The sequence below is a fragment of the Sphingomonas bisphenolicum genome, assembly GCF_024349785.1.
Lineage (GTDB): Bacteria > Pseudomonadota > Alphaproteobacteria > Sphingomonadales > Sphingomonadaceae > Sphingobium > Sphingobium bisphenolicum.
This window is the reverse complement of the sequence record NZ_AP018818.1, coordinates 698,499-718,381: the sequence shown is the minus strand read 5'-3', so window position 1 is coordinate 718,381 and position 19,883 is coordinate 698,499. Positions and strand designations below refer to the sequence as shown.

Here is a 19,883-nt window from a genome sequence, read left to right as displayed (position 1 = left end):
CTCTGCAAGACCCTGTGGTCTGCGATCGGCAGCATAGCCGAGACTGGACAGGAGAGTAAGATTGGCTGGCAAGCTATTTGTGACCTGCGCGGTGACCGGGAGTTCGCCGATGCCGGCGCACCCCAATTTCCCCTTCCGCCCCGATCATGTCGCGGCCGAAGCGCTGGCGGCGGCGGAGGCGGGCGCGGCGATCATCCATCTGCATGTGCGGGATCGCGAGACTGGCGACCCGTCACAGGCGCTGGACGATTATCGCGAGGTCGTCGGCCTGATCCGCGCCAAAAACAACGAAGTGATCCTGAACGTCACCACCGGGCCGGGCTGTACCTGGATGCAGGGGGATGAAGATCCCGCCGTCTGCGGCCCCGGCACCTTGATGTTCACCGCCGAACGGCGGCTGGAACATATTCTCGATCTCAAGCCCGATATGTGCACGCTCGACATCTGCACGATGCAGCTATGGGGTGGGGTGGCGATCAACCTCGACCCCATGATCACCAAGATGGGGCATATGATCCAGGACGCCGGGGTGCTGCCGGAGATCGAATGTTTCGAGGCGGGCGACTTCGTCTTCGCCGACGATCTGATGGCCAAGGGCGCCATTCCCAAGAATGTGCCCTTCACCTTCGTTCTGGGCACCAAATATGGCCTGCCCGCGACCACCGAGGCGATGCTCTATTCCAGGAACCAGATTCCGCGCGGCGCGCAGTTCACCGGCTTTGGCGTCAGCCGTCACAGCTTCCCCATGGCGGCGCAGTCCGCGCTGCTGGGCGGCAATATCCGCGTGGGATTCGAGGATACGATCTACCTGCGCAAGGGCAGGATGGCGCAGGACAATGCCGACCTGGTGCGCTGGGGCGTCGAAATCATCGAACGCATCGGCGCGGATGTCGCCAGTGCCGGCGAAGCGCGGGCGATGCTGGGCCTGAAACAATAAGGGAGAGGATCGATATGACACAGACAGCAGCATCGCCCATGGGCGACGTCAGCGGCCGCACGGCCTTCATCACCGGCGGCGCGAACGGCATTGGTCTAGGGATAGCCCGCGCGTTGGTGCGGGCCGGCGCCAATGTCGTGATCGCGGACATTCGCGAGGACGCCCTGGCGCAGGCGAAGGCCGATCTGGCCGCCGATGGACAGGTGGAAACCGTGCAACTGGACGTCACCGACCGTGCCGGTTTCGCCCGCGCCGCCGATGCGGCGGAGGCGCGCTTCGGCAAGATTCACATCCTGATCGGCAATGCCGGCGTGGGCGTGATGGGGCCGGTGCTGGACGCGCGTTTCGACGATTGGGACTGGGGCATGGGCGTCAATCTGGGCGGGGTCATCAACGGTCTGGTCACGATCCTGCCGCGCATCAAGGCGCATGGCGAGGGCGGGCAGATCGTCACCACATCGTCCCAATCGGCGCTGATCCCGATCGGCTATTCGGCCATCTACACCGCGGCCAAGGCGGCCGTACTGGGCATTTCCGAGGCCATTCGCGGCGAACTGGCGGCGGAGAATATCGGCGTCTCCGCCTTCATGCCCGGCCCGGTGCAGAGCAATATCGCGCATAGCGGCGAACTGCGTCCCGCCGAATATCGCGAGGATAGCGGCTATCGCAAGCGCGAGGAGGAACTGGAAAAGCGGCCCGTGTCGCCGCTTTGGATGAGCGCGGACGAGGTTGGCGAACGGGTACTGGCCGGCATCCGTGCCAACGACCTCTACATCCTGACCCACCCCGAATTCGCCGCCGGAATGCGGACGCGCTTCGACGCGATCCTGGCGTCCTTCCCCGATGAGACGATCAATCAGGACCGGGCGAAGGAAATCGGCTTCCTGCTCGGCAATCCGGTGTTCGACGATCAGTTGGCGCGGCGCAAGGCGAGGGAACTGGCGGCATGACGCAGGTCGCGGGGCGCACCGCCTTCATCACCGGCGGAGGATCGGGCGTGGCGCTGGGCCAGGCAAAGGTCTTCGCGCAGGCTGGATGCAAGGTGGCGATCGCCGACATCCGGCAGGATCATCTGGACGAGGCGATGGCCTGGTTCGCGGGGCGCGAGCTTGCGGTGATGGCGGTAAAGCTGGATGTCACCGACCGCGCCGCCTATGCCCGCGCCGCCGACGATGTCGAGGCGAAGCTGGGGCCGGTCGAGTTGCTGTTCAACACGGCGGGGGTATCGATCTTCGGCCCGCTCCAGAACGCCACCTATGACGATTGGGACTGGCAACTGGACGTCAATCTGAAGGGGGTCATCAACGGCATCCAGACCTTCGTGCCGCGCATGATCGAGCGGGGCAAGGGCGGGCATATCGTCAACACCGCGTCGATGTCCGCCTTCGTCGCGCTCAAGGGGACCGGCATCTATTGCACCTCCAAGATGGCGATCCGGGGCCTGAGCGAATGCCTGGCGCTGGACCTGGCCGATCATGGCATCGGCGTATCGATGTTGTGTCCCGGCGCGGTCAACACCAATATCCATGAAGCGGTGCTGACCCGGCCGGCGCATCAGCAGAATAGCGGATATTATGGCGCAGACCCCGAAATGATGGCGCATCTCAAACGGGTGATCGCGGTCGGCATGGAGCCGGAGGTTCTGGCCCAATATGTGCTGAAGGGCGTGGAGGCGAACCAACTCTACATCCTGCCCTATCCGGAATTTCGCGGCACGCTGGAGGAGATACACGGACGGGTGATGGCGGCAGTCGCGCGGCCCGAAGACGATCCCGACTATGAAAAGCGCGTCGCCCATGGCGTGCCGGGCGGCGAGAAGCGGGAAAAGGTCGACAGCTGAAAATGCCTCTGGCCGGGTGGATAAAGGGGGCCGCCCGGTCAGCTTTTTCGGGAGATTTCAGTGGATGCCATGGTGTCTATCACCAGCTCCATTGGATATGCCCCACCAAGCAAGGTGGGTCAGGCAGAACATCCTTTTAGCCTGTAGTCCTGGCTCATTTCACTTATCGGCTGGGCGTTGGGCAACAAGCAAGATCCAGTCTTCGAACAATGTTGCTTCGTCGATACCTTCCAAATTCAAAAAATTGCGATTTTCTTCTAATAATGCCATGGTTTCTTGTGTTGGAAGCTGCTTATGCTCCTTTATGATCTCAAGACCGGCTTCGACAACATATCTGATAAGTTCTGCATGAGTAACTTTGTTCAATTCTTCAAAATACTTCATGCTCCAAGAAGACACCTTATGCTCTTCGACAAGATTGGTGAAATCCTTTCGGAGATGCGCCCATGGAAATTTTTCTGGCCCAAAGTCATCAAATAAATGATGTCCGACATTGGAGTAGAATAGGGGGCAGGTATCGAGAAGGAAGTAACCTCCCGGCGCGACATAGTTTGCAGCTACATCGATAAAGGATTTAGGATTGGGAACATGCTCAATACTATCGAGCATCATGACGCATGAAAAACTCTTTGGCTGAAGCTTGCATTTGAATATATCTGCTTCGATCATCAATGATCGTGCAGCATCAATATCATAGACTTTGCAAATTTTATCGAATTCTTCAATACTGAACCAAGAAAATCCTGTGAAACTACGATCTATGCCTACTGCCGTTTTGAATCCTGCCTGTAATGCCGCAATGACGCCGTTGCCTGATCCACATCCAATATCCAGAAACCGACCTGCATGGGCACCAGCTTCGATGTGGTCCTGAATTTTATTCAGAGCATGCTGGCGTCTACCCTCGAAATCGGACGGTATGCTGTTCAAATCAAGTTCCATCATTACCCTTTCAGAGTAGCTTTGGCAGCATCCGCTCACTTATCCGTCGAAGACGTCGGCCCTGTCAATTGGCGCAACAGCTAATGTCGATAATTAAATGGAATTTCGATGGGGATATGCTTTGGAGTCTTCGCAAACATCCAATCCATTCACTATTCCCAAGGCAGCCGGACCCCGATTACAGCCCCAGCAGCTTGACCGCATTTTCCTTCATGATGAGCGGCAGCACCTCGTCGCGGAAGCCCGCTTCCCGCGCGGCGTCGATCCATTTTTCAGGGCGGATCAACGGCCAGTCGGAGCCGAACAGCATCTTATGTTTCAACTGTGTGTTGGCGTACTGGATCACCTGTTTGGGGAAATATTTGGGCGACCAGCCGGACAGGTCCATGAAGACATTGTCCTTGTGCAGGGCCATCGACAGGCTTTCGTCGGTCCAGGGCCAGCTCGGATGGGCCAGGATGATCTTCATGTCGGGAAAGTCCACCGCGACATCGTCCACCAGGATTGGCTGGCCATATTTCAGCCGCACCCCGCCGCCGCCGCGCATGCCCGTCCCCATGCCCGAATGGCCGGTATGGAAGATGGCGGGCAGCTTATATTCGGCGATCACTTCATAGATGGGATAGGCAACCCGGTCGGCCGGGTGGCAGTCCTGCATGATGCCGTGGAACTTGAAGCCCTTCACCCCATAATTCTCGACCAGGTCGCGAGCCTCGCGCGCGCCGAACTTGCCCTTGCGCGGGTCGATTGAAGCGAAAGGGATGACGATGTCGCTGTCGTTGGCGGCCAGTTCCGCCACCTCATAATTGCTGATCCGCTTGGCCCCGATGCCGCTCTCGCAATCGACCGTGAACAGGCAAAAGGCGATATTCTGCGCCCGGTAATAGGCGATAGTTTCGGGAATGGTCGGCCGCTTGCGGTCCGCCTTGAAATAGGCCGACGCCGCGTCGAAATATTTGGCCATCACCGGGTCTTCGGGATCATGGCACGACACTTCGGCATGAACATGGACGTCGATGGCGATAACCTTCGTCGGATCAACGGGCATTGGGCTTGCTTTCCAGTGTCTTGTCCTCATTGGCGCGGTGGATGACATAAGCGCGGATATCTTCGATCTCCTTGGCGGAGAAGATCGATGCGAAGCTGACCATGCCATTATCCTTGAGCGCACCGTCATGTACGATCATCTGCCAGGTCGCCTTGTCGTTCAGCGCGGCGCTGCGGCGCAGGTCGGGGACGATGGTGCCGCCAACTGCGGCGTCGCCATGGCAGGTGCTGCAATAGCGGCCGAAACGCGCGCCGCCGGCCGCTATGTCCGCTGCGCTGGCGGTGGAGGGCGGCGGGTCGAGCGGCATCGCCGAATGGGGCGGCGGTGCGGGCAGGGCGCCCTTGCCGTCCAGCTTGAATACCAATAGCCGGCTGATGTTCCGGCTGGGCCCGCTCTTGTCGGACAGGATACCGGGCGCCAGCGCCCAGACGCCGCCCCAGCCGGCCATCACCGCCACATATTGCTGCCCGTCCAGTTCATAGCTGATGGGGGCTGCGACGATGCCGGTCTGCGCCGGGAAGGACCAAAGCTTGCGGCCATCCTTGGTGGCGTAAGCATTGAAGTCACCGGTCGCCGTCCCCTGAAACACCAGATCGCCGCCGGTCGCGAGCAGGCCGCCATTCCACGGCCCCTTGTAGGAGACGCGCCATTTTTCCTTCTGAGCGACCGGATCCCAGGCAATGAGCGCGCCAGTAGTCGCCTTCATCGCGGCATCCCGCACCGCCTTGTCGGCGGGCATGGCGGCGGCCGCGATATCGACGCCGACATTGAAGCCCAGCTTGTTCGCCTTCCATCCCTTTTCCGGGATATAGGGGAAGGCGGCGAGGTTGGCGGGGATGAAGACGGTCTGGCTCTTGGGATCGAAGGCCATCGGGTGCCAGCTATGCGCGCCGGTCGCACCGGGCGATCCGATGAAGGGTTTGCCGGTCTTGTAATAGCGCGCTTCCGGGTTTTCGATCGGGCGCCCGGTCTTCATGTCGATGCCGCTGGCCCAGTTGACCGGCACGAAATTCTTCGCCGACAGCAGCTTCCCGTTGGTGCGATCCAGCATATAGAAGAAGCCGTTCTTGGGCGCCTGCATCAGCACTTTCTTCTTCTGCCCGCCCATCTCCATGTCGGCCAGCATGATATGCTGGGTGGCGGTGAAATCCCAACTGTCGCCGGGCGTGGTCTGATAATGCCAGGCATATTCGCCCGTCTTGGCATGAACCGCGACGATCGAGGACAGATAGAGATTGTCGCCCTTGCCATCGGACCGATAGGCCTGGTTCCAGGGCGATCCGTTGCCGACGCCGATATAGAGAAGGTCTAGCTCCGGGTCATAGGCCATGGCGTCCCACACGGTGCCGCCGCCGCCCTGCTTCCACCACTCGCCATACCATGTCGCGGCGGCTTTCTTGAGGTAATCCGGCTCCTTTTCCGTGCCGGGCTGGGCCGGGACGGTGTAGAATTTCCACTTTTCGATGCCGGTGTCGGCGTCATAGGCGGCGACATAGCCGCGCGCGCCGAATTCCGCGCCGCCATTGCCGATGACGACCATGCCGTTCACCACGCGCGGCGCGCCGGTGATGGTGTAATTCTTCGTCTGGTCGAGCGTGACTTTGCTCCAGACCGGCTTGCCGCTCTTGCGATCGACAGCGATCAGCCGGCCGTCGAGCGTGCCGACGAAAATCTTGTCGCCCCATGCCGCCACGCCGCGATTGACCGCGTCGCAGCAGGCCTTGACCAAAGTGTCGCGCGGCACTTCCGGATCATAGGACCAGAGCAGCTTGCCGCTGCGCGCATCATAGGCCTTCACCATGCTCCAGGCGGTCGAGACATAGAGCGTGCCGTCGATGAAGAGCGGCGTCGCTTCCTGCCCTCGATTGGTGTCCATGTCGGCCGACCAGGCGAGGCCCAGTTTGCCGACCGTGTCCTGATTGATCGCGGACAGCGGGCTGAAGCGCTGCTCGTCATAGGTCCGGCCGGTCGACAGCCATTCGGCGGGCTTGGCGGCGATAATCCGGGCGGCGTCCACGCCGCCTGTGGAGGCAGGGGCAGTAACGTCCTGGCTCGTGCCCTTGCCACAGGCCGACAGGGCCAGACTCGTTCCCAACAGCAGCGCAATCGCGACCCGCATCCTCTTCCTCTCCATTTGTCGAGCGGATGTCTGCATCTCGCTCAGTTCACCATCCGCGCGCCGGTCCAATAGGCGGCGCGCAGGGCTTTCTTGTCCATCTTTCCGGCGGCAGTCCGGGGAATGGCGGGGACGAAGGCGACGCTCTTGGGCGCCTTCACCCCGCCCAGCCGGGCCTTGGCATGGGAGATGATCTCTGTTTCACCGATATTGTCGGCGACGACAATGGCGTGGACGGCCTCGCCCCATTTTTCATGCGGAATGCCGATCACCGCACATTCGCGCACGGCGGGCAATTCCGTGACGGCGGCCTCCACCTCGGCGGAAAAGACGTTGAAGCCACCGGACACGACCATGTCCTTCTTGCGATCGACGATATAAAGATAGCCGTCCTTGTCGCGCCGGGCGACGTCACCCGTATGGTGCCAGCCATGGGTGCGGACTTCGGCCGTGGCATCGGGCATGTCATAATATTCGCGGGACACCAATACGCCGCGCACCACCAGTTCGCCCGCCTCGCCATCAGGCAGCAGCGCGCCGTCCTCACCCATGATCGCGACCCGGACGGAGCGGCTGGGCCGGCCGCAACTGGCTAGCCGTTCGGGCCGGTCGCCCGACGCCGCCGCTGCGACATCCTCCGGCGAGAGCCATGTGACGATCATTGGCGATTCCACCTGGCCATAGGCCTGGCAGAGGCAGGGGCCGAATATCTCCACCGCCTGCCGTAATTTCTCCGGCGAGACGGGGGAGCCGACCAGCAGGAATATCTTGAGCGAAGACGTGTCGCTGCCCACTCGTTCCGGCGCGTCGAGCAAGTTGTAGAGCGCGGTCGGCGGCATATAGACATGGGTGACGCGATGGCGCGCGATCGTGTCCAGCACGGCGGCCGCCTCGAAGCCGGGCAGGATCACCTGCGTCGCGCCCAGCGACAGGGTAGCGAGCGCCACCGGGCCGGCCGCATGGGTGATCGGTGCGACAACGAGGGAGACAGGTGATGCGGTTCTGCCGTCTACGGCGTGCGCCAGCGTCTCGATCATCGTGCCCCAGCCCAGATTGGTGACCACCACCCCCTTGGACGGGCCGGTGGTGCCCCCGGTGGGGAAGAGGCCGACCACATCGTCGGGCTTGCCGAACGGATCGGAAAAGTCCGGCAAGCTGTCCAACTCGCTGTTCGCAATGAACTGGTCGAGCGAGGGATCACCATCATAGGCACGATCTAGGCAGACGAAATGGGTCAGGCTGGGGACTCGCGCCTTGAGTGCCGCCACGTCCTCCGCCTGGCTGCTGTGATAGAAGAGCCAGCCGCAGCGGACATAGTCGAGATAGGCGGCATTGGCGTCGATCGCGTTGCGGGTATTGACCGGCACCCACTGACCATTGGCGCGCCAGATGGCGAGCAGTGCGACCATCATCGTCGCGCTGTTGGGACCATAGAGCGCGACCGGCTGCTGGTTACGGAAGCCCGCCGCATGGAGGGCGGCGGCGACCTTGATCGTCAGCGCCCTGACCGCCGCGAAGCTCAGCGCCTCGCCGCTCTCCGCGTCGATCAGGCAGGGGCGTTCCGGACCAAGATCATGGCCCCGGTCGAAATAATCGATCGCGCGCATCTCATCAGCCCCAGCGGTTGATCTCCGGGCCGATGGCCCAGATCGCTTCGGGTTCAGGAACGGTGGCGAGGCCCAGCGCCTGCGCCACGGCGGGGCGGGCGCGCAGGCGCGCTTCCCAGGCGTCGGTCAGCGGCGCGGCGGCGAAGGCCTCGGGCACGAGGCCGCGCATTCCGGCCAACCAGGCATGGGTTTCAAGGTCGGCAATGGTGAAATCGCCCATCAGCCAATCGCGGCCGTCGGCCAGTTGCGCTTCCAGCTTCTCGACCGCCTGCGCGATCTTGGTGCGGCTGTCGGCCAGTTGGGCTTCGTCCACCTTGCCTTCCACCGCCTGTGACCAGCGGGCGGCGAGGTCTGCGCTGGCGATGCCGGCGGGGACCGAAGCTGGCGGGGCGGCGGCGTTGCCCAGCGCGGCGGCGGCGGGGGCCACGCGCTCGATCACATAGCGGCACCAGGCCATCATCTGCCAACGGGCATAGGGATCGGCCGGGCGGATCGCCGGGCCGCTGCCCACCTCGTCCAGATAGCAGGCGAGGAAGACGCTATCGGTCATCGCAGCGTCGCCCACGATCAGGACCGGCCCTTCGCCCTCGATCGACTGATCGACTTCGATGGGATGGGGCAGGGCGGTCGAGTGGCGCTCGCCCGCGACCAGATCGATCGCGCGCAAGTCCAGATCGACGCCTTTCTCGAAAGCGGCGGCGAGGACGGTGAAGGACGGGCCATTGGGCTGGCCATGATAGAGGATGCCGGTCATGCGGGTTCGCTTTCGAGCAGGGAGATGCGGCGGGCGAGGTCGGTGCGGCCCAACGCCCAGCAGGCGCGGGTCGCGGGGCGCGCATAAATGGCGCGCAGCCAGCGCATGATATTGGGCGTCAGTTCGTCATTGCAGAGCTGCGGCTGCGACAAGGGCATGGCGTAGGCGAGGTTGAAGCCGTTGATGTCGGCCAGACCATATTCGTCCGACGCCAGCCATTCCCGCTGTCCCAGCGCCTGTTCCAGATAGCCGATGCCGAGGGCGACGCGGCGCTGCGATTCCGTCATCTCCTCTGCCGAAAAGGCGCCGTTGATCGCCTTGCGCCATGCGACGCGCCGTTCAGGCATCGGAATGCGGTCGATCGCTGCTTCCAGTTCCGCGGGGTCTTTCTGCCGCACCGAGGGGCCGACGAAGACGCTCCAGCCGATCATCGAGAAGCTGGGGGCGAGCCACTGGTCCATGAACTTCATCCACCAGCGCGTGCGCCACTGGTCGACCGGGTCGGCGGGCATCAGGCGCGGGCCGTCGAACGCCTCATCCACATATTCCATGATGGCGGTGGATTCGGTCAGCACCAGCTTGCCATGGGTCATGGCCGGGATAGTGCCGAGCGGATTGACCGCCAGATAATCGGGCCGGTGCTGGTCGAAATTCAGCAGGTCGAGATAATGGCTGTCGAACGCGACGCCCTTTTCGAACAGCGCCAGCATCGGCTTGCCCGAATTGGCATTGGGTTCCCAGTGATAGAGTGTGACGTCGGTCATGCCGGATGAGTCTCCGAAAAGAAGCCGGCCGGGCGTGCGCAGCCCGACCGACCGAGGGGGAGGCTTAGAATTTCTTCTTCACCGTGATCGCCCATTCGCGCGGATTGCCGGGGCGCGCCTTGCGCACGCCCGCGCCCGCGCCGCGCAGGTCGAACACGGAGAGATAATAATATTTGTCGAAGAGGTTGGTGACTTCGAACGAGACGTCGAGATCCTCGTCCGCATTCTGCCAGGTCAGCCGCGCATTGGCGAGCGTGTAGGCAGGCACGAAGTTCAGGACGCGGACGCCACTGATGACTGCGGCGCCACCGAACTTCTTGTCTTCATAGGTGACGTCGAAGCGCGGGGTCAGGCTGCCGGCCTTGTCCAGGTCGATCTTATATTGCGCGCCGACGCTGAACTTCCAGGGTGGCGACACCGGCGGATCATTGGCCGACACGCCGCCCGGATTGGTAGGATAGGCCGCTGCCGGATCGAGGCTGCTCGCCTTGTATTTGAAGTCGAGATAGCTGATCGAGGCGTCGATCGCGAGGCCGTCGATCGGGTAGGCGGACAGTTCCGCCTCGAACCCCTTGACCCGCGCATCGCCGGCGTTGAGCCGCGCGGCGCAAGGTGCGCCGGGGCAGGTCAGCACCGGGATCTGGATATCGATATAGTCGTTGATGAAGGCCGCGGCGTTCAACCGGACCCGGCGATTGAAGAAGTCGCTCTTGAAGCCGATTTCATAGGCGGTCAGCTTTTCCGGGCGGAAGGCGATGACCTGCTGCGTGTTGAAAGGGCGCGGGTTGGAGCCGCCGCCCTTGAAGCCGGTGGATACCGATCCATAGACCATCAGGCTGTCGGTCAGGCGATAGTCGGCCGCGATGCGATAGTCCCAGCGCTTGGCGCTATAATGGGCGGTAAGGCCCGACAGTGCCGTCACGGTTTCGGTGGTGTTGCCATTGCCATTATAGTCGAGCGTGTCCGCGCCCGAATAGCCGATGCCATAGGCCGCGCCGACCGGATCGAGGAAGCGGTTGACCGTCCCGTCATAGTTCAGGCGATAATAGGTCTGGTCCTTGCTTTCCGTCGTGTAGCGCAGGCCGCCGCTCAAGGTCAGCCGGTCGATCGGCTTCCAGGACAGATGGGCGAACGCCGCCTTGGCCTCCGCCTTGGTCGGGTCGGGCTGGCGGAATTGCAGCGGATAGACCGGGACGTAGCGGATGTCCTGGAGCGAGTCATAGGTCGACTTCTGCTTGAAATAATAGCCGCCGACCGTGGCGTTGAGATTGTCGCCCAGCTCCGCGTTCAGCCGGACTTCCTGGCTGAAGCTCCAATTTTCCAGATAGTTGCGACCGAAACCGATATTGGCGGGGGATATATCGTCATCGGAATCGAACTGGGTGTTGAAGGTGCGGTATCCGGTGATGGACGACAATTTGAACGCATCGGACAGCGCATAGTTGATCTGGCCCGACACGCCCCAGCCCTTGTAGAGGCTGCGGTCGGTGCCCTGCGTCGCAGCCAGCGGCGTGCCCGCCGCGCCGAAGGGATCGACCGGGATCGGCGGTGTCCACACGCCGGCGGGCTGACCGGTGCCGATATAGTTGCAATAACGACCGCAGATGAAGCGGTCGTCATAGACGACGCCCGGCGCCGGATTGGTGTTGGGCGAATTGACGGGGTTGGTCGCGATCAGCACTTCGCCGGCGATCGTATGTTCGTCGCGGGTATAGTCGCCGATGACCGTGACATCCAGCTTGTCGCTGGGTTCCCAGAAGGCGATGGCGCGGATCGCCTGATAGCCCACGCCGCCCAGCTTGCTGATGGTGCAGTCGCCTGCGGGCTGGGTGGAGGGAATGCCGCTGCCGGGATTGGCGCAGCCATAATCGATCCGGTCGACGAACCCTTCCTGCTGCTTGGCGACGCCGGAGATGCGGACGGCGAGCGTGTCGGTGATGCCGAAATCGGCGGCGGCGCGAATACCGATCCGGTTGCGGATGCCGTAATTGACCTCAACGAAGCCGCCGCCATCGCCCGACGGACGCTTGGAATAGAGCTTGATCGCGCCGCCCTCGGCGTTGCGGCCGGCCAGCGTGCCCTGAGGCCCGCGCAGGATTTCGACCCGGTCGAGGTCGAGCAGTTCGAACACCGCGCCGGTCAACTGCGGATAATAGACATCGTCGATATAGATGCCGACGCCCGGTTCATAAGCGGGGTTGAAGTCGTTCTGGCCGACACCGCGGATCGAGGCGGTGATGGACGGGCCGAAAGAGGCGCCCTGCGGCTTCAACGACACGTTGGGCGCGGAATCGGCCATCTGCGCCAGGTTGGTCTGACTCTTGGCCTCCAGCTCGGCGGCGCCGACGGCGGTGATGGAGATCGGCGTGTCCTGCAACCGCTGGGCGCGGAACTGGGCGGTAACGACGATATCGGCGACCGAACTTTGCGACGCGCCATCCTGCTCGGCGGCCTGCGGGGCGGCCGCGGGCGGTTGGGCCGATGATTGCGCCGACGCTGGTGTAGTGATTGCGAGGATGGAGGCTGACGCCAACAGGGCGCGCGACATCATTGCACGAAGATCGTGTTGCATGGGTAATCCCCTCTCCTAATCCGGCTTTTGAGATCCGTCCTGTCCGAACGTGACCCGCCTGTGACGCTGCTGTGCGTCGATTGTTAGTAAGACATACAATTTTATCCGATGCAAGAGCCTCATCGACCTCGCAACGAACATTGTCGCACTATTTGCCTTCATTGCGAGAGGGCAAATAATGCTGTTGTTTCTATTGGTGGTAGTGGCAGTGACAGGATGATCGGGGGCGGAGAGAGAAAGCCCTGAAAATCCTTTGTTCCGCCAATGGTGCGTTCAGACGTAGACGCGCCGCAGCAGTTCCACCAGCATCGCGGTTTCGGCCGGGCTGAACCGCGCCTTCAGCCAATTCTCATGCTCGGCGATGCAGGCGCGGGCCTGCGTCAGCGAGTCGCGGCCACCGTCGGTCAGGCTTAATGTCTGGCGGCGGCGATCCTGCGCGGACGCGCCGCGGGTCAGAAAACCGCGGTCCTGCATTCGATTGACGATGGCCATCACGCTCGCCCGGTCCATTTTCAAGCGGCGGCCGATATCCGCTTGAGCGATGCCGGGCTGATCCTCGATCAGCCAGAGGACGGCAACCTGCTTCTGGGTGAGGCCGAGGTCGCTGAAGGTTTCGGTGAAATGTTGATAGACGGCGGCGCTTGCCAGTCGAATATGAAAACCGACCAGGCCGTCTATGCCGCTGAGGCGAGGGTCGGGGAAGAGGTCGAGCGGTTCCAGGTCATTCATGGTATTCATAGTAACAGTGTGCGCAGTAAGCGCTGGCCCGTCAATCCTTGGCCTTGAAAAAATGTGAGTGTCACATACAATATCTTCAACCAGAACAGGGAGAGGATCAGACGTGGCGCATTTTCCGGACACAGCGTCTTTCACGGGTTTCAACACGCCCTCGCGGATCGAGGCGGACATCGCCGATCTGGATGTAAAGGGGACGGTGCCGCCCGAACTGGACGGCGCCTTCTACCGGGTGCAACCCGATCCGCAATTTCCGCCCCGGCTGGGCGACGACATCGCCTTCAACGGCGATGGCATGATCACCATGTTCCGCTTTCATGACGGCCAGGTCGATTTCCGCCAACGCTGGGCGAAGACCGACAAGTGGAAGCTGGAGCATGAAGCGGGCAAGGCTTTGTTCGGCGCCTATCGCAATCCGCTGACCGACGACGAGGCGGTGCAGGGCAAGATACGCGGCACCGCCAACACCACCGCCTTCATCCATGGCGGGAAACTCTATGCGCTGAAAGAAGATAGTCCGGCGTTGGTGATGGACCCGGCGACGCTGGAGACGGACGGCTATACATGGTTCGATGGCGCGATGACCGGGCAGACCTTCACCGCCCATCCTAAGATAGACCCTGCAACCGGCGACATGATCGCCTTTGGCTATGCGGCCAAGGGGGTGCTGACGCGCGACATGACTTATTATGTCGTGTCGCCGGACGGGGTGTTGAAGCAGGAATTGTGGTTCGAACTCCCTTATTATGCGATGATGCACGACTTCGCGATCACGCCCGATTATGCGCTGTTCCATGTCGTGCCCAGCACGTCCAACTGGGAACGGCTGGAGCAGGGGCTGCCGCATTTCGGTTTCGACGCCACGCTGCCGGTCTATCTGGGCGTGCTGCCGCGCCGGGCCGATGCGACCGCGGCGGACATACGCTGGTTCAAGCGCGACAATTGCTTCGCCAGCCATGTCATGAACGCCTTTCAGGAGGGCACGAAAATTCATTTCGACACGCCCGAAGCGAAGAACAATATGTTCCCCTTCTTCCCCGACATCCATGGCGCTCCGTTCAACGGGCCGGAATCGGCGAGTTTCCTGACCCGCTGGACCGTCGACATGGCGTCCAACGGCGAGGATTTCGCCAGCGTGCAGCGGTTGACCAATATGATGGGCGAATTTCCCCGGATCGACGATCGTCAGACCGGCCTGCCCTATCGCTATGGCTGGCTGCTGGTGATCGACCCGACCAGGCCGGTGGAACTGAAGGGCGGCAGTCCGTCGGGGATGCTGATGAACACGCTGGGCCTGATCGATCACCGGACCGGCGTGGAGCAGACATGGTGGTGCGGGCCGCTGTCGTCATTGCAGGAACCCTGCTTCATCCCGCGCAGCCCCAATGCTGCGGAAGGTGACGGCTGGATCGTGCAAGTGTGCAACCGGCTGGAGGAGCATCGCAGCGATCTGCTGCTGTTCGACGCGCTGGACATCGCCAAGGGACCGATTGCGGAAATCCGTATCCCGATAAGATTGCGGTTTGGCCTGCACGGCAATTGGGCGACGGCCGACCAGATCGGGCTGGCGGCCTAAGGCTTGTGGGGATTCACCGGGAATTGATGACGGCTGCAGCGAGGTGGATCATGGCCTCGAAGCTGCGATCGGTTTTGCAGGCGCGCATGGCGATACGCTTGAATTCCTTGAGTTTGCAGAAGAAGTTTTCGATGAGGTGGCGCCACTTGTACATTTCGGCGTCGAGCGGGATGGGTCTGGCGCGTCGCGGGTGCTGCGAGATGACGATTTTTGCACCCCGCTCGTTGAGATCGGCGACGATATCGTTGCTGTCGAAAGCCTTGTCAGCGAGCAGTGCGCCGAACTTGATGCCGTCGATGAGTGGAGCAACGCCAACCGTGTCGAAGCGGTGGCCGGGCATCAAGCGGAAGCGGACAAGGTTGCCCAGCGCATCGGTCAAAGCCAGGATCTTGGTCGTCATGCCTCCTTTGGAACGACCAATGGCCTGGCTCTGAGTCCCCCTTTTGCGCCCTGGCCGTGCCGGTGAACCTTGACGATGGTGGCATCGATCATGGCGTATTCCATGTCGGGTTCATCCGACAGAGCATCGAAAATCCGCTTGAAAACATCGGCTTCCCGCCAATCGCGAAATCGGCGGAATGCCGTGCTCCAATTGCCGAACATCGCCGGTAGGTCGCGCCATGGACTTCCAGTGCGGACAATCCACAGCACTGCCTCCACGAACAGCCGGTTGTTTCTGCCGCTGCGTCCGGGGTCGGTGATCTTGCCCAGACAGTGCGGTTCCATCTGCGCCCATTGGGCGTCCGTCAGTACAAAGCGATCCATCCAGAGTGTGAATCACAACTCCAGCAAAAGGGGAATCCTAAATCCCCACAGCCCTTAGAGCGATTTCTAGTCAGATGGAAACGCAGTTTGGCGAAGCTAATCATCTGACGACTCGGAAATCGCGTAAAGCCAGAAACCTATACTTGCTCCCCTGCAGCGCGGGCGCGGGGGAGCAGGCTGGCATGGTCGCGTTCGACTCGCCACAGCAGCACCAGCAGGATCAGCACCAGCGGCGGCGCGACCCAGTTGATCGACAGGATCGCCCCGCCCAGGTCGCCGCCGCGCGCATCGCTGATCATCCCCACGGCATAGGGACCGATGCCCAGGCCGAATATGGTCGACACGACGATATAGAGGCTGACGGTCAGCCCGCGCATCCGCGGCAACACCTGTTCGAACAATACCGCATAGAGCGGCGGCATCCACATGGTCAGGATCAGGCTGTAGAGGGTGAAGCGCAGGTAGAAGTCGCCAGCGTCCGGGGCGCGATAGACCCAGAGCGCCAAGAGCGGCGACAGGCCCATGGCGACCAGCGCGACCCATACCCGGCGCGACAGGCGATGCGCGCCGATCCGGTCGGACAATGGCCCGGCGATCAGCGGCCCGACGACGCCCAGCCCGGCGGACAGCAGGCCGAATTGCAACCCGGTGTCGGCCGGCGACAGGCCATAGCCTTTCATCAGGAAGGAGGGCGTGAAGCCCATCACGCCGTAGTTGATGACGCTCTGCAACGCCCCCGCCGCGATGCACAGCAGCAGCGATGGATTACGGGTGATGAGGGCGAAGGCGACCGGATCGCGCCCTTTCAGATTCTGAAGCAGGTTGGCGATGACGAAGGCGCCGAAGCCGATCACGCTCCACTGCACCACATGCGGACTGATCGCGATACCGGCCAGCAGCAGCGGCGGTCGCGGCGAGAACGCTTCCGCCCAGCCGATCGCCAACAGCATGGCGACGACGATCAGCGCCAGCAGGCCGATATTGAGCGCCCAGTCCCCCCCGGTCGCCCGCGTGCGCGCCAGGCTGAGCCAATGAAAGCCAGGCGTCACAGCGCCCAGCACGTTCAGGCTGGCGCGGAAAGGATGCGGATCATGCGCGGTCGGGATGCCATCCATGACGCCGCGTCGCGGTTCGGGCAGGCGGCTCATCAGGAAGGCGATGAGGAAACCGGGCGTCGCCGCGACGGCAAAGGCGAATTGCCAGCCCTTCAGGCCTAGCGGTGCCGCGCCTGCCGCATAGCGCGCGTCCCACCACTGCGCGGCCATGCCGCCGATGATGAGCGATCCGCCAAGCCCGATCGCGATCGCCGCGGCCATGACCGCCATCACCATGCCGCGCTTTTCGCGCGGGAAATAATCATAGGTCAGGCTGGTGCCGGCCGGCTGCGACGCCGCTTCCCCAATGCCGACGCACAGGCGCGACAGCATCAGCGTGAAGAAGCCGGTGGCCAGCGCCGCCCCGCCGGTGGCGAGCGACCAGAAGCCGATCGTGATCGCCAGCAGCTTCGTCCTGACCCACCCGTCCGCCAGTCGCCCCAGCGGCAGCGAGAACAGCGCGTAGAAGAGCGCGAAGACGGTGCCGTAAAGCAGCCCCATTTCCGCGTCGCCGATCTTCAGGTCCGCCTTGATCGCGGGGGCGAGGATGGCGAGGATATTGCGGTCGAGCAGGCTGACGAGATTGGTTCCGGCCACCAGCGCCAGCGCATAATAGGCCGTGGCGCGCGAAGGGGTCATGATCGTCACAGGGCGAACACGCGCTCGGCATTGGTCTGCATCAGCTTGCGCCTGGCCTCGTCGGACATGTCCAGCAGGTCATGGGTGCGCACTTCATCCGCCACATATTGATAGGGATAGTCCATCGCATACATGACCCTGTCTTCGCCCAACACCTTTTGCGCGAATGTGATCGCCGGCTCCCACGCCATGCCGCTGGTCGTGACGCAGACATTGGACCGCATATAGTCGTGGATCGATTTTTTGAGCGGCTTCATCCGTTCGTAGCGCTGTGATCGCACGCCCGCCTGATGCATATAGTCGAGCCGGTAGAGCCAATAGGGCAGCGCCTCGCCCATATGGCCGACGATGATCTGCAGGTCGGGATAGCGGTCGAAAATACCGATGGTGATGAGCCGCAGCAGGTGCATCCCCGTCTCCACGCCAAAGCCGAAGATCGCGCCGTCCAGCCCGGCGTCCAGCATCGGCCCGATCATCGCGTCGGGCGGGGTTGAAGGATGGATATAGAGCGGCTGGCCGGTATCGGCGAGCGCGCGGAAGATCGGGTCGAACTTGGCATCGTCCAGATATTCGCCCTGAGTATGGCTGTTGACCATCACTCCCTTGAACCCCAGATCGCCAGCGCCCCGCCGGATTTCGGCGGCGGACCAGTCCGGATCCTGCGGTGCGATCGATGTCATGCCCACGAAACGCGTGGGATGGGCGGCGCAACGCTCGGCAAGATGATCGTTGGCGCGGGCAACCATCGCCTTGGCCTCGTTGACGTCCAGCAGTGGTTGCACGCCCGGCGAGGTCAGCGACAATATCGCGACGTCGATCCCGGTCGCGTCCATATCCGCCAATCGCTGGTCGCCCAGGTCGAGCAGCCGATCGATGATCTGGGTCGCGCGCTGCGACGGCGACTGGCCGTAAAAGCCCCACAGCGACACCATGCCCCGGTCGGCCGTTCCGTCGCGCAACATGCGCAGATAAGCGTCGATCTGTTCGCGCGTGGCGAAGGCTTCCTCCGTCGCGATGCGCAGATAGCCGCGGTCGCCGCCCGTCTTCAGTTCATGCGTCATGGCTTATCCTTCGTGAATGGCTTTTGTGACGAGGCAGGCGTCGATTCCTTCCGGACCGTCTTCCGCGCCGTGACCTGACCATTTGACCCCGCCGAACGGCGAATCCGACCCGCCGATCATCGCCGTGTTGATGCCAACCATCCCGGCTTCGATCTGCCGCCCAACCCGGCGCTGGCGCGCGGCATCGCTGGTCCAGGCATAGGCGGCGAGGCCATAGGGCAGGCGGTTGGCCTCCGCGATCATGCTTGCCTCGTCCGTATAGGCGTTGATGAGCGCGACGGGGCCGAACGGCTCCTCATTCATGATGGCGGCGTCCAGCGGCGTGGCCGTCAGCACGGTCGGCGCGAAATAATAGCCGGCATTGCCGATCCGTTCGCCGCCGGTTTCGAGGCGCGCGCCCTTGGCCACCGCATCGCCGATCAATCGGTCCATCGCGTCGAGACGCCGGGCGTTGGCCATCGGTCCCATGACGCTGCCGGCCGCCGCGCCGTCGCCGACCGTCACCTTTTGCGCGCGCTCGACAAAGCCGGCAAGGAAGCGATCATGGACGCCCGCCTCCACGATGAAGCGCGTCGGCGATACGCACACCTGCCCGGCATTGCGATATTTGCCCGCCACCACCGTATCGAGCGCCTTGTCGATATCGGCATCGGCGAAGATCAGCACCGGGCCATGGCCGCCCAGCTCCATCGTCGTGCGCTTGCAATCCTCCGCCGCCAATTTCGCCAGATGCTTGCCGACGACGGTGGAGCCGGTGAAGCTCATCTTGCGGATGATGGGGGAGCCGAGCAAATGGCGCGACACTTCGTCGGGCACCCCGAACACCGCCTGCGCCACATCGCCGGGCAGCCCTGCGTCGAGCAGGCATTGCAGCACCCCCAGCGCGGACGCAGGCGTTTCCTCCGCCGCCTTCAGGATGACCGAACATCCCGCCGCGATCGGCGCACCGAGCTTGCGGCCGGGATTGCCGAGCGGGAAATTCCATGGCGCGAAGGCGGCGACCGGACCGACCGGCTCCTTGGTAACGGTCGATCGCTGCCCGGCCGGACGTACCAGCGCCCGGCCGTAGAGACGAAAGACTTCGCCGGCGTAAAAGTTGAACAGGCCGACATTCATCATCACTTCGATGCGTGCTTCGGCCAGCGTCTTGCCCTGCTCCAGCGTGGCGACGCGGGCCAGTGCCTCCTGCCGCTCGACCATCAGCCGGGCCGCGCCTTGCAGCACGGCCGCCCGCTCATGGGGCGTCGAATCGCGCCAACGATGGAAGCCGCGCTGCGCCGCCGCCAGCGCCGCGTCGAGGTCCGCCGCATCGGCCAGCGGCAGGTCCGCGATCGCCTCGCCGGTGGCGGGGTTGACGACCTTGTGGGTCCGTCGCCCGCCGCCCGACAGCCGCTGGCCATCGATCATCAGATAGAGGTCGGGATAGGCCATGG

At 62.8% G+C, this 19,883-nt stretch carries 15 protein-coding genes and 1 pseudogene; 4 read left to right on the top strand and 12 right to left on the bottom strand.

The window, feature by feature from the left end; translation table 11 throughout:
- Window positions 1–61: 61 nt before the first annotated feature.
- Genes SBA_RS21640 through SBA_RS21630 form a run of 3 tightly spaced genes read left to right on the top strand, consistent with a single transcriptional unit; the run spans window position 62 to window position 2,777 of the window.
- Window positions 62–937 (top strand): BKACE family enzyme, encoded by an 876-nt coding sequence (locus SBA_RS21640; RefSeq protein WP_261936975.1) that lies wholly within the window; start codon window positions 62–64, stop codon window positions 935–937.
- A gap of 14 nt (window positions 938–951) precedes the next feature.
- Window positions 952–1,887, top strand: a complete 936-nt coding sequence (locus SBA_RS21635) for an SDR family NAD(P)-dependent oxidoreductase (RefSeq protein ID WP_261936974.1) — start codon at window positions 952–954, stop codon at window positions 1,885–1,887.
- Complete coding sequence (locus tag SBA_RS21630; RefSeq protein WP_261936973.1) at window positions 1,884–2,777, top strand: SDR family oxidoreductase; 894 nt, start codon at window positions 1,884–1,886, stop codon at window positions 2,775–2,777. Before SBA_RS21635 ends, SBA_RS21630 begins: the two co-directional genes overlap by 4 nt.
- Before the next feature lie 159 nt (window positions 2,778–2,936).
- On the opposite strand, the gene SBA_RS21625 is transcribed toward SBA_RS21630, so the two are convergent.
- From SBA_RS21625 to SBA_RS21590, 8 genes are all read right to left on the bottom strand, one after another.
- Window positions 2,937–3,722, bottom strand: a complete 786-nt coding sequence (locus tag SBA_RS21625) for a class I SAM-dependent methyltransferase (RefSeq protein WP_261936972.1) — start codon at window positions 3,720–3,722, stop codon at window positions 2,937–2,939.
- 175 nt (window positions 3,723–3,897) lie between these two features.
- Window positions 3,898–4,767 carry an amidohydrolase family protein gene (locus tag SBA_RS21620; protein ID WP_261936971.1) on the bottom strand — a complete coding sequence of 290 codons (870 nt, stop codon included), beginning with the start codon at window positions 4,765–4,767 and terminating at the stop codon, window positions 3,898–3,900.
- Complete coding sequence (locus tag SBA_RS21615) at window positions 4,757–6,886, bottom strand: PQQ-dependent dehydrogenase, methanol/ethanol family (RefSeq protein WP_261936970.1); 2,130 nt, start codon at window positions 6,884–6,886, stop codon at window positions 4,757–4,759. Before SBA_RS21615 ends, SBA_RS21620 begins: the two co-directional genes overlap by 11 nt.
- 41 nt (window positions 6,887–6,927) lie before the next feature.
- Window positions 6,928–8,490, bottom strand: coding sequence for an AMP-binding protein (locus SBA_RS21610; protein WP_261936969.1), 1,563 nt, complete (start codon window positions 8,488–8,490; stop codon window positions 6,928–6,930).
- Between the two features lie 4 nt (window positions 8,491–8,494).
- Window positions 8,495–9,244, bottom strand: a complete 750-nt coding sequence (locus tag SBA_RS21605; RefSeq protein WP_261936968.1) for a glutathione S-transferase family protein — start codon at window positions 9,242–9,244, stop codon at window positions 8,495–8,497.
- Window positions 9,241–10,008, bottom strand: a complete 768-nt coding sequence (locus tag SBA_RS21600; RefSeq protein ID WP_261936967.1) for a glutathione S-transferase family protein — start codon at window positions 10,006–10,008, stop codon at window positions 9,241–9,243. The genes SBA_RS21605 and SBA_RS21600 overlap by 4 nt, the downstream gene beginning before the upstream one ends.
- A gap of 64 nt (window positions 10,009–10,072) precedes the next feature.
- On the bottom strand, window positions 10,073–12,580 hold the full coding sequence (locus SBA_RS21595; RefSeq protein WP_261936966.1) for a TonB-dependent receptor: 2,508 nt from the start codon (window positions 12,578–12,580) through the stop codon (window positions 10,073–10,075).
- A gap of 273 nt (window positions 12,581–12,853) precedes the next feature.
- A complete protein-coding gene (locus SBA_RS21590; protein WP_224550648.1) occupies window positions 12,854–13,309 on the bottom strand; it encodes a MarR family winged helix-turn-helix transcriptional regulator in 456 nt (151 codons plus the stop codon).
- 112 nt (window positions 13,310–13,421) lie between these two features.
- Here SBA_RS21590 and SBA_RS21585 point away from each other — a divergent pair, with 112 nt between their 5' ends.
- Entirely contained in the window at window positions 13,422–14,891 is a 1,470-nt protein-coding gene (locus SBA_RS21585) for a carotenoid oxygenase family protein (protein ID WP_261936965.1), read from the top strand.
- A gap of 13 nt (window positions 14,892–14,904) precedes the next feature.
- On the opposite strand, the pseudogene SBA_RS21580 reads toward SBA_RS21585, so the two are convergent.
- The 4 genes and pseudogenes from SBA_RS21580 to SBA_RS21565 form a co-directional block, all read right to left on the bottom strand.
- Window positions 14,905–15,617, bottom strand: a pseudogene (locus SBA_RS21580) (IS5 family transposase).
- 176 nt (window positions 15,618–15,793) lie between these two features.
- The gene (locus SBA_RS21575; RefSeq protein WP_261936964.1) at window positions 15,794–17,389 is read right to left on the bottom strand and encodes an MFS transporter; all 1,596 of its coding nucleotides are present in this window, start codon (window positions 17,387–17,389) and stop codon (window positions 15,794–15,796) included.
- A 5-nt stretch (window positions 17,390–17,394) separates the two neighbouring features.
- Window positions 17,395–18,450: an amidohydrolase family protein gene (locus tag SBA_RS21570; RefSeq protein ID WP_224550652.1), complete on the bottom strand. Its 1,056-nt coding sequence runs from the start codon at window positions 18,448–18,450 to the stop codon at window positions 17,395–17,397.
- Between the two features lie 3 nt (window positions 18,451–18,453).
- Window positions 18,454–19,881: an NAD-dependent succinate-semialdehyde dehydrogenase gene (locus SBA_RS21565; RefSeq protein WP_261936963.1), complete on the bottom strand. Its 1,428-nt coding sequence runs from the start codon at window positions 19,879–19,881 to the stop codon at window positions 18,454–18,456.
- Between the last annotated feature and the right edge of the window lie 2 nt (window positions 19,882–19,883).

What these genes read in the sequence shown, in the direction of transcription:
- SBA_RS21635 (WP_261936974.1), top strand. Translation starts at nt 952, where the DNA reads ATGACACAGACAGCAGCATCGCCCATGGGCGACGTCAGCGGCCGCACG.
- SBA_RS21630 (WP_261936973.1), top strand. Translation starts at nt 1,884, where the DNA reads ATGACGCAGGTCGCGGGGCGCACCGCCTTCATCACCGGCGGAGGATCG.
- SBA_RS21625 (WP_261936972.1), bottom strand. Translation starts at nt 3,722, where the DNA reads ATGATGGAACTTGATTTGAACAGCATACCGTCCGATTTCGAGGGTAGA.
- SBA_RS21620 (WP_261936971.1), bottom strand. Translation starts at nt 4,767, where the DNA reads ATGCCCGTTGATCCGACGAAGGTTATCGCCATCGACGTCCATGTTCAT.
- SBA_RS21615 (WP_261936970.1), bottom strand. Translation starts at nt 6,886, where the DNA reads ATGCGGGTCGCGATTGCGCTGCTGTTGGGAACGAGTCTGGCCCTGTCG.
- SBA_RS21610 (WP_261936969.1), bottom strand. Translation starts at nt 8,490, where the DNA reads ATGCGCGCGATCGATTATTTCGACCGGGGCCATGATCTTGGTCCGGAA.
- SBA_RS21605 (WP_261936968.1), bottom strand. Translation starts at nt 9,244, where the DNA reads ATGACCGGCATCCTCTATCATGGCCAGCCCAATGGCCCGTCCTTCACC.
- SBA_RS21600 (WP_261936967.1), bottom strand. Translation starts at nt 10,008, where the DNA reads ATGACCGACGTCACACTCTATCACTGGGAACCCAATGCCAATTCGGGC.
- SBA_RS21595 (WP_261936966.1), bottom strand. Translation starts at nt 12,580, where the DNA reads ATGCAACACGATCTTCGTGCAATGATGTCGCGCGCCCTGTTGGCGTCA.
- SBA_RS21590 (WP_224550648.1), bottom strand. Translation starts at nt 13,309, where the DNA reads ATGAATGACCTGGAACCGCTCGACCTCTTCCCCGACCCTCGCCTCAGC.
- SBA_RS21575 (WP_261936964.1), bottom strand. Translation starts at nt 17,389, where the DNA reads ATGACCCCTTCGCGCGCCACGGCCTATTATGCGCTGGCGCTGGTGGCC.
- SBA_RS21570 (WP_224550652.1), bottom strand. Translation starts at nt 18,450, where the DNA reads ATGACGCATGAACTGAAGACGGGCGGCGACCGCGGCTATCTGCGCATC.
- SBA_RS21565 (WP_261936963.1), bottom strand. Translation starts at nt 19,881, where the DNA reads ATGGCCTATCCCGACCTCTATCTGATGATCGATGGCCAGCGGCTGTCG.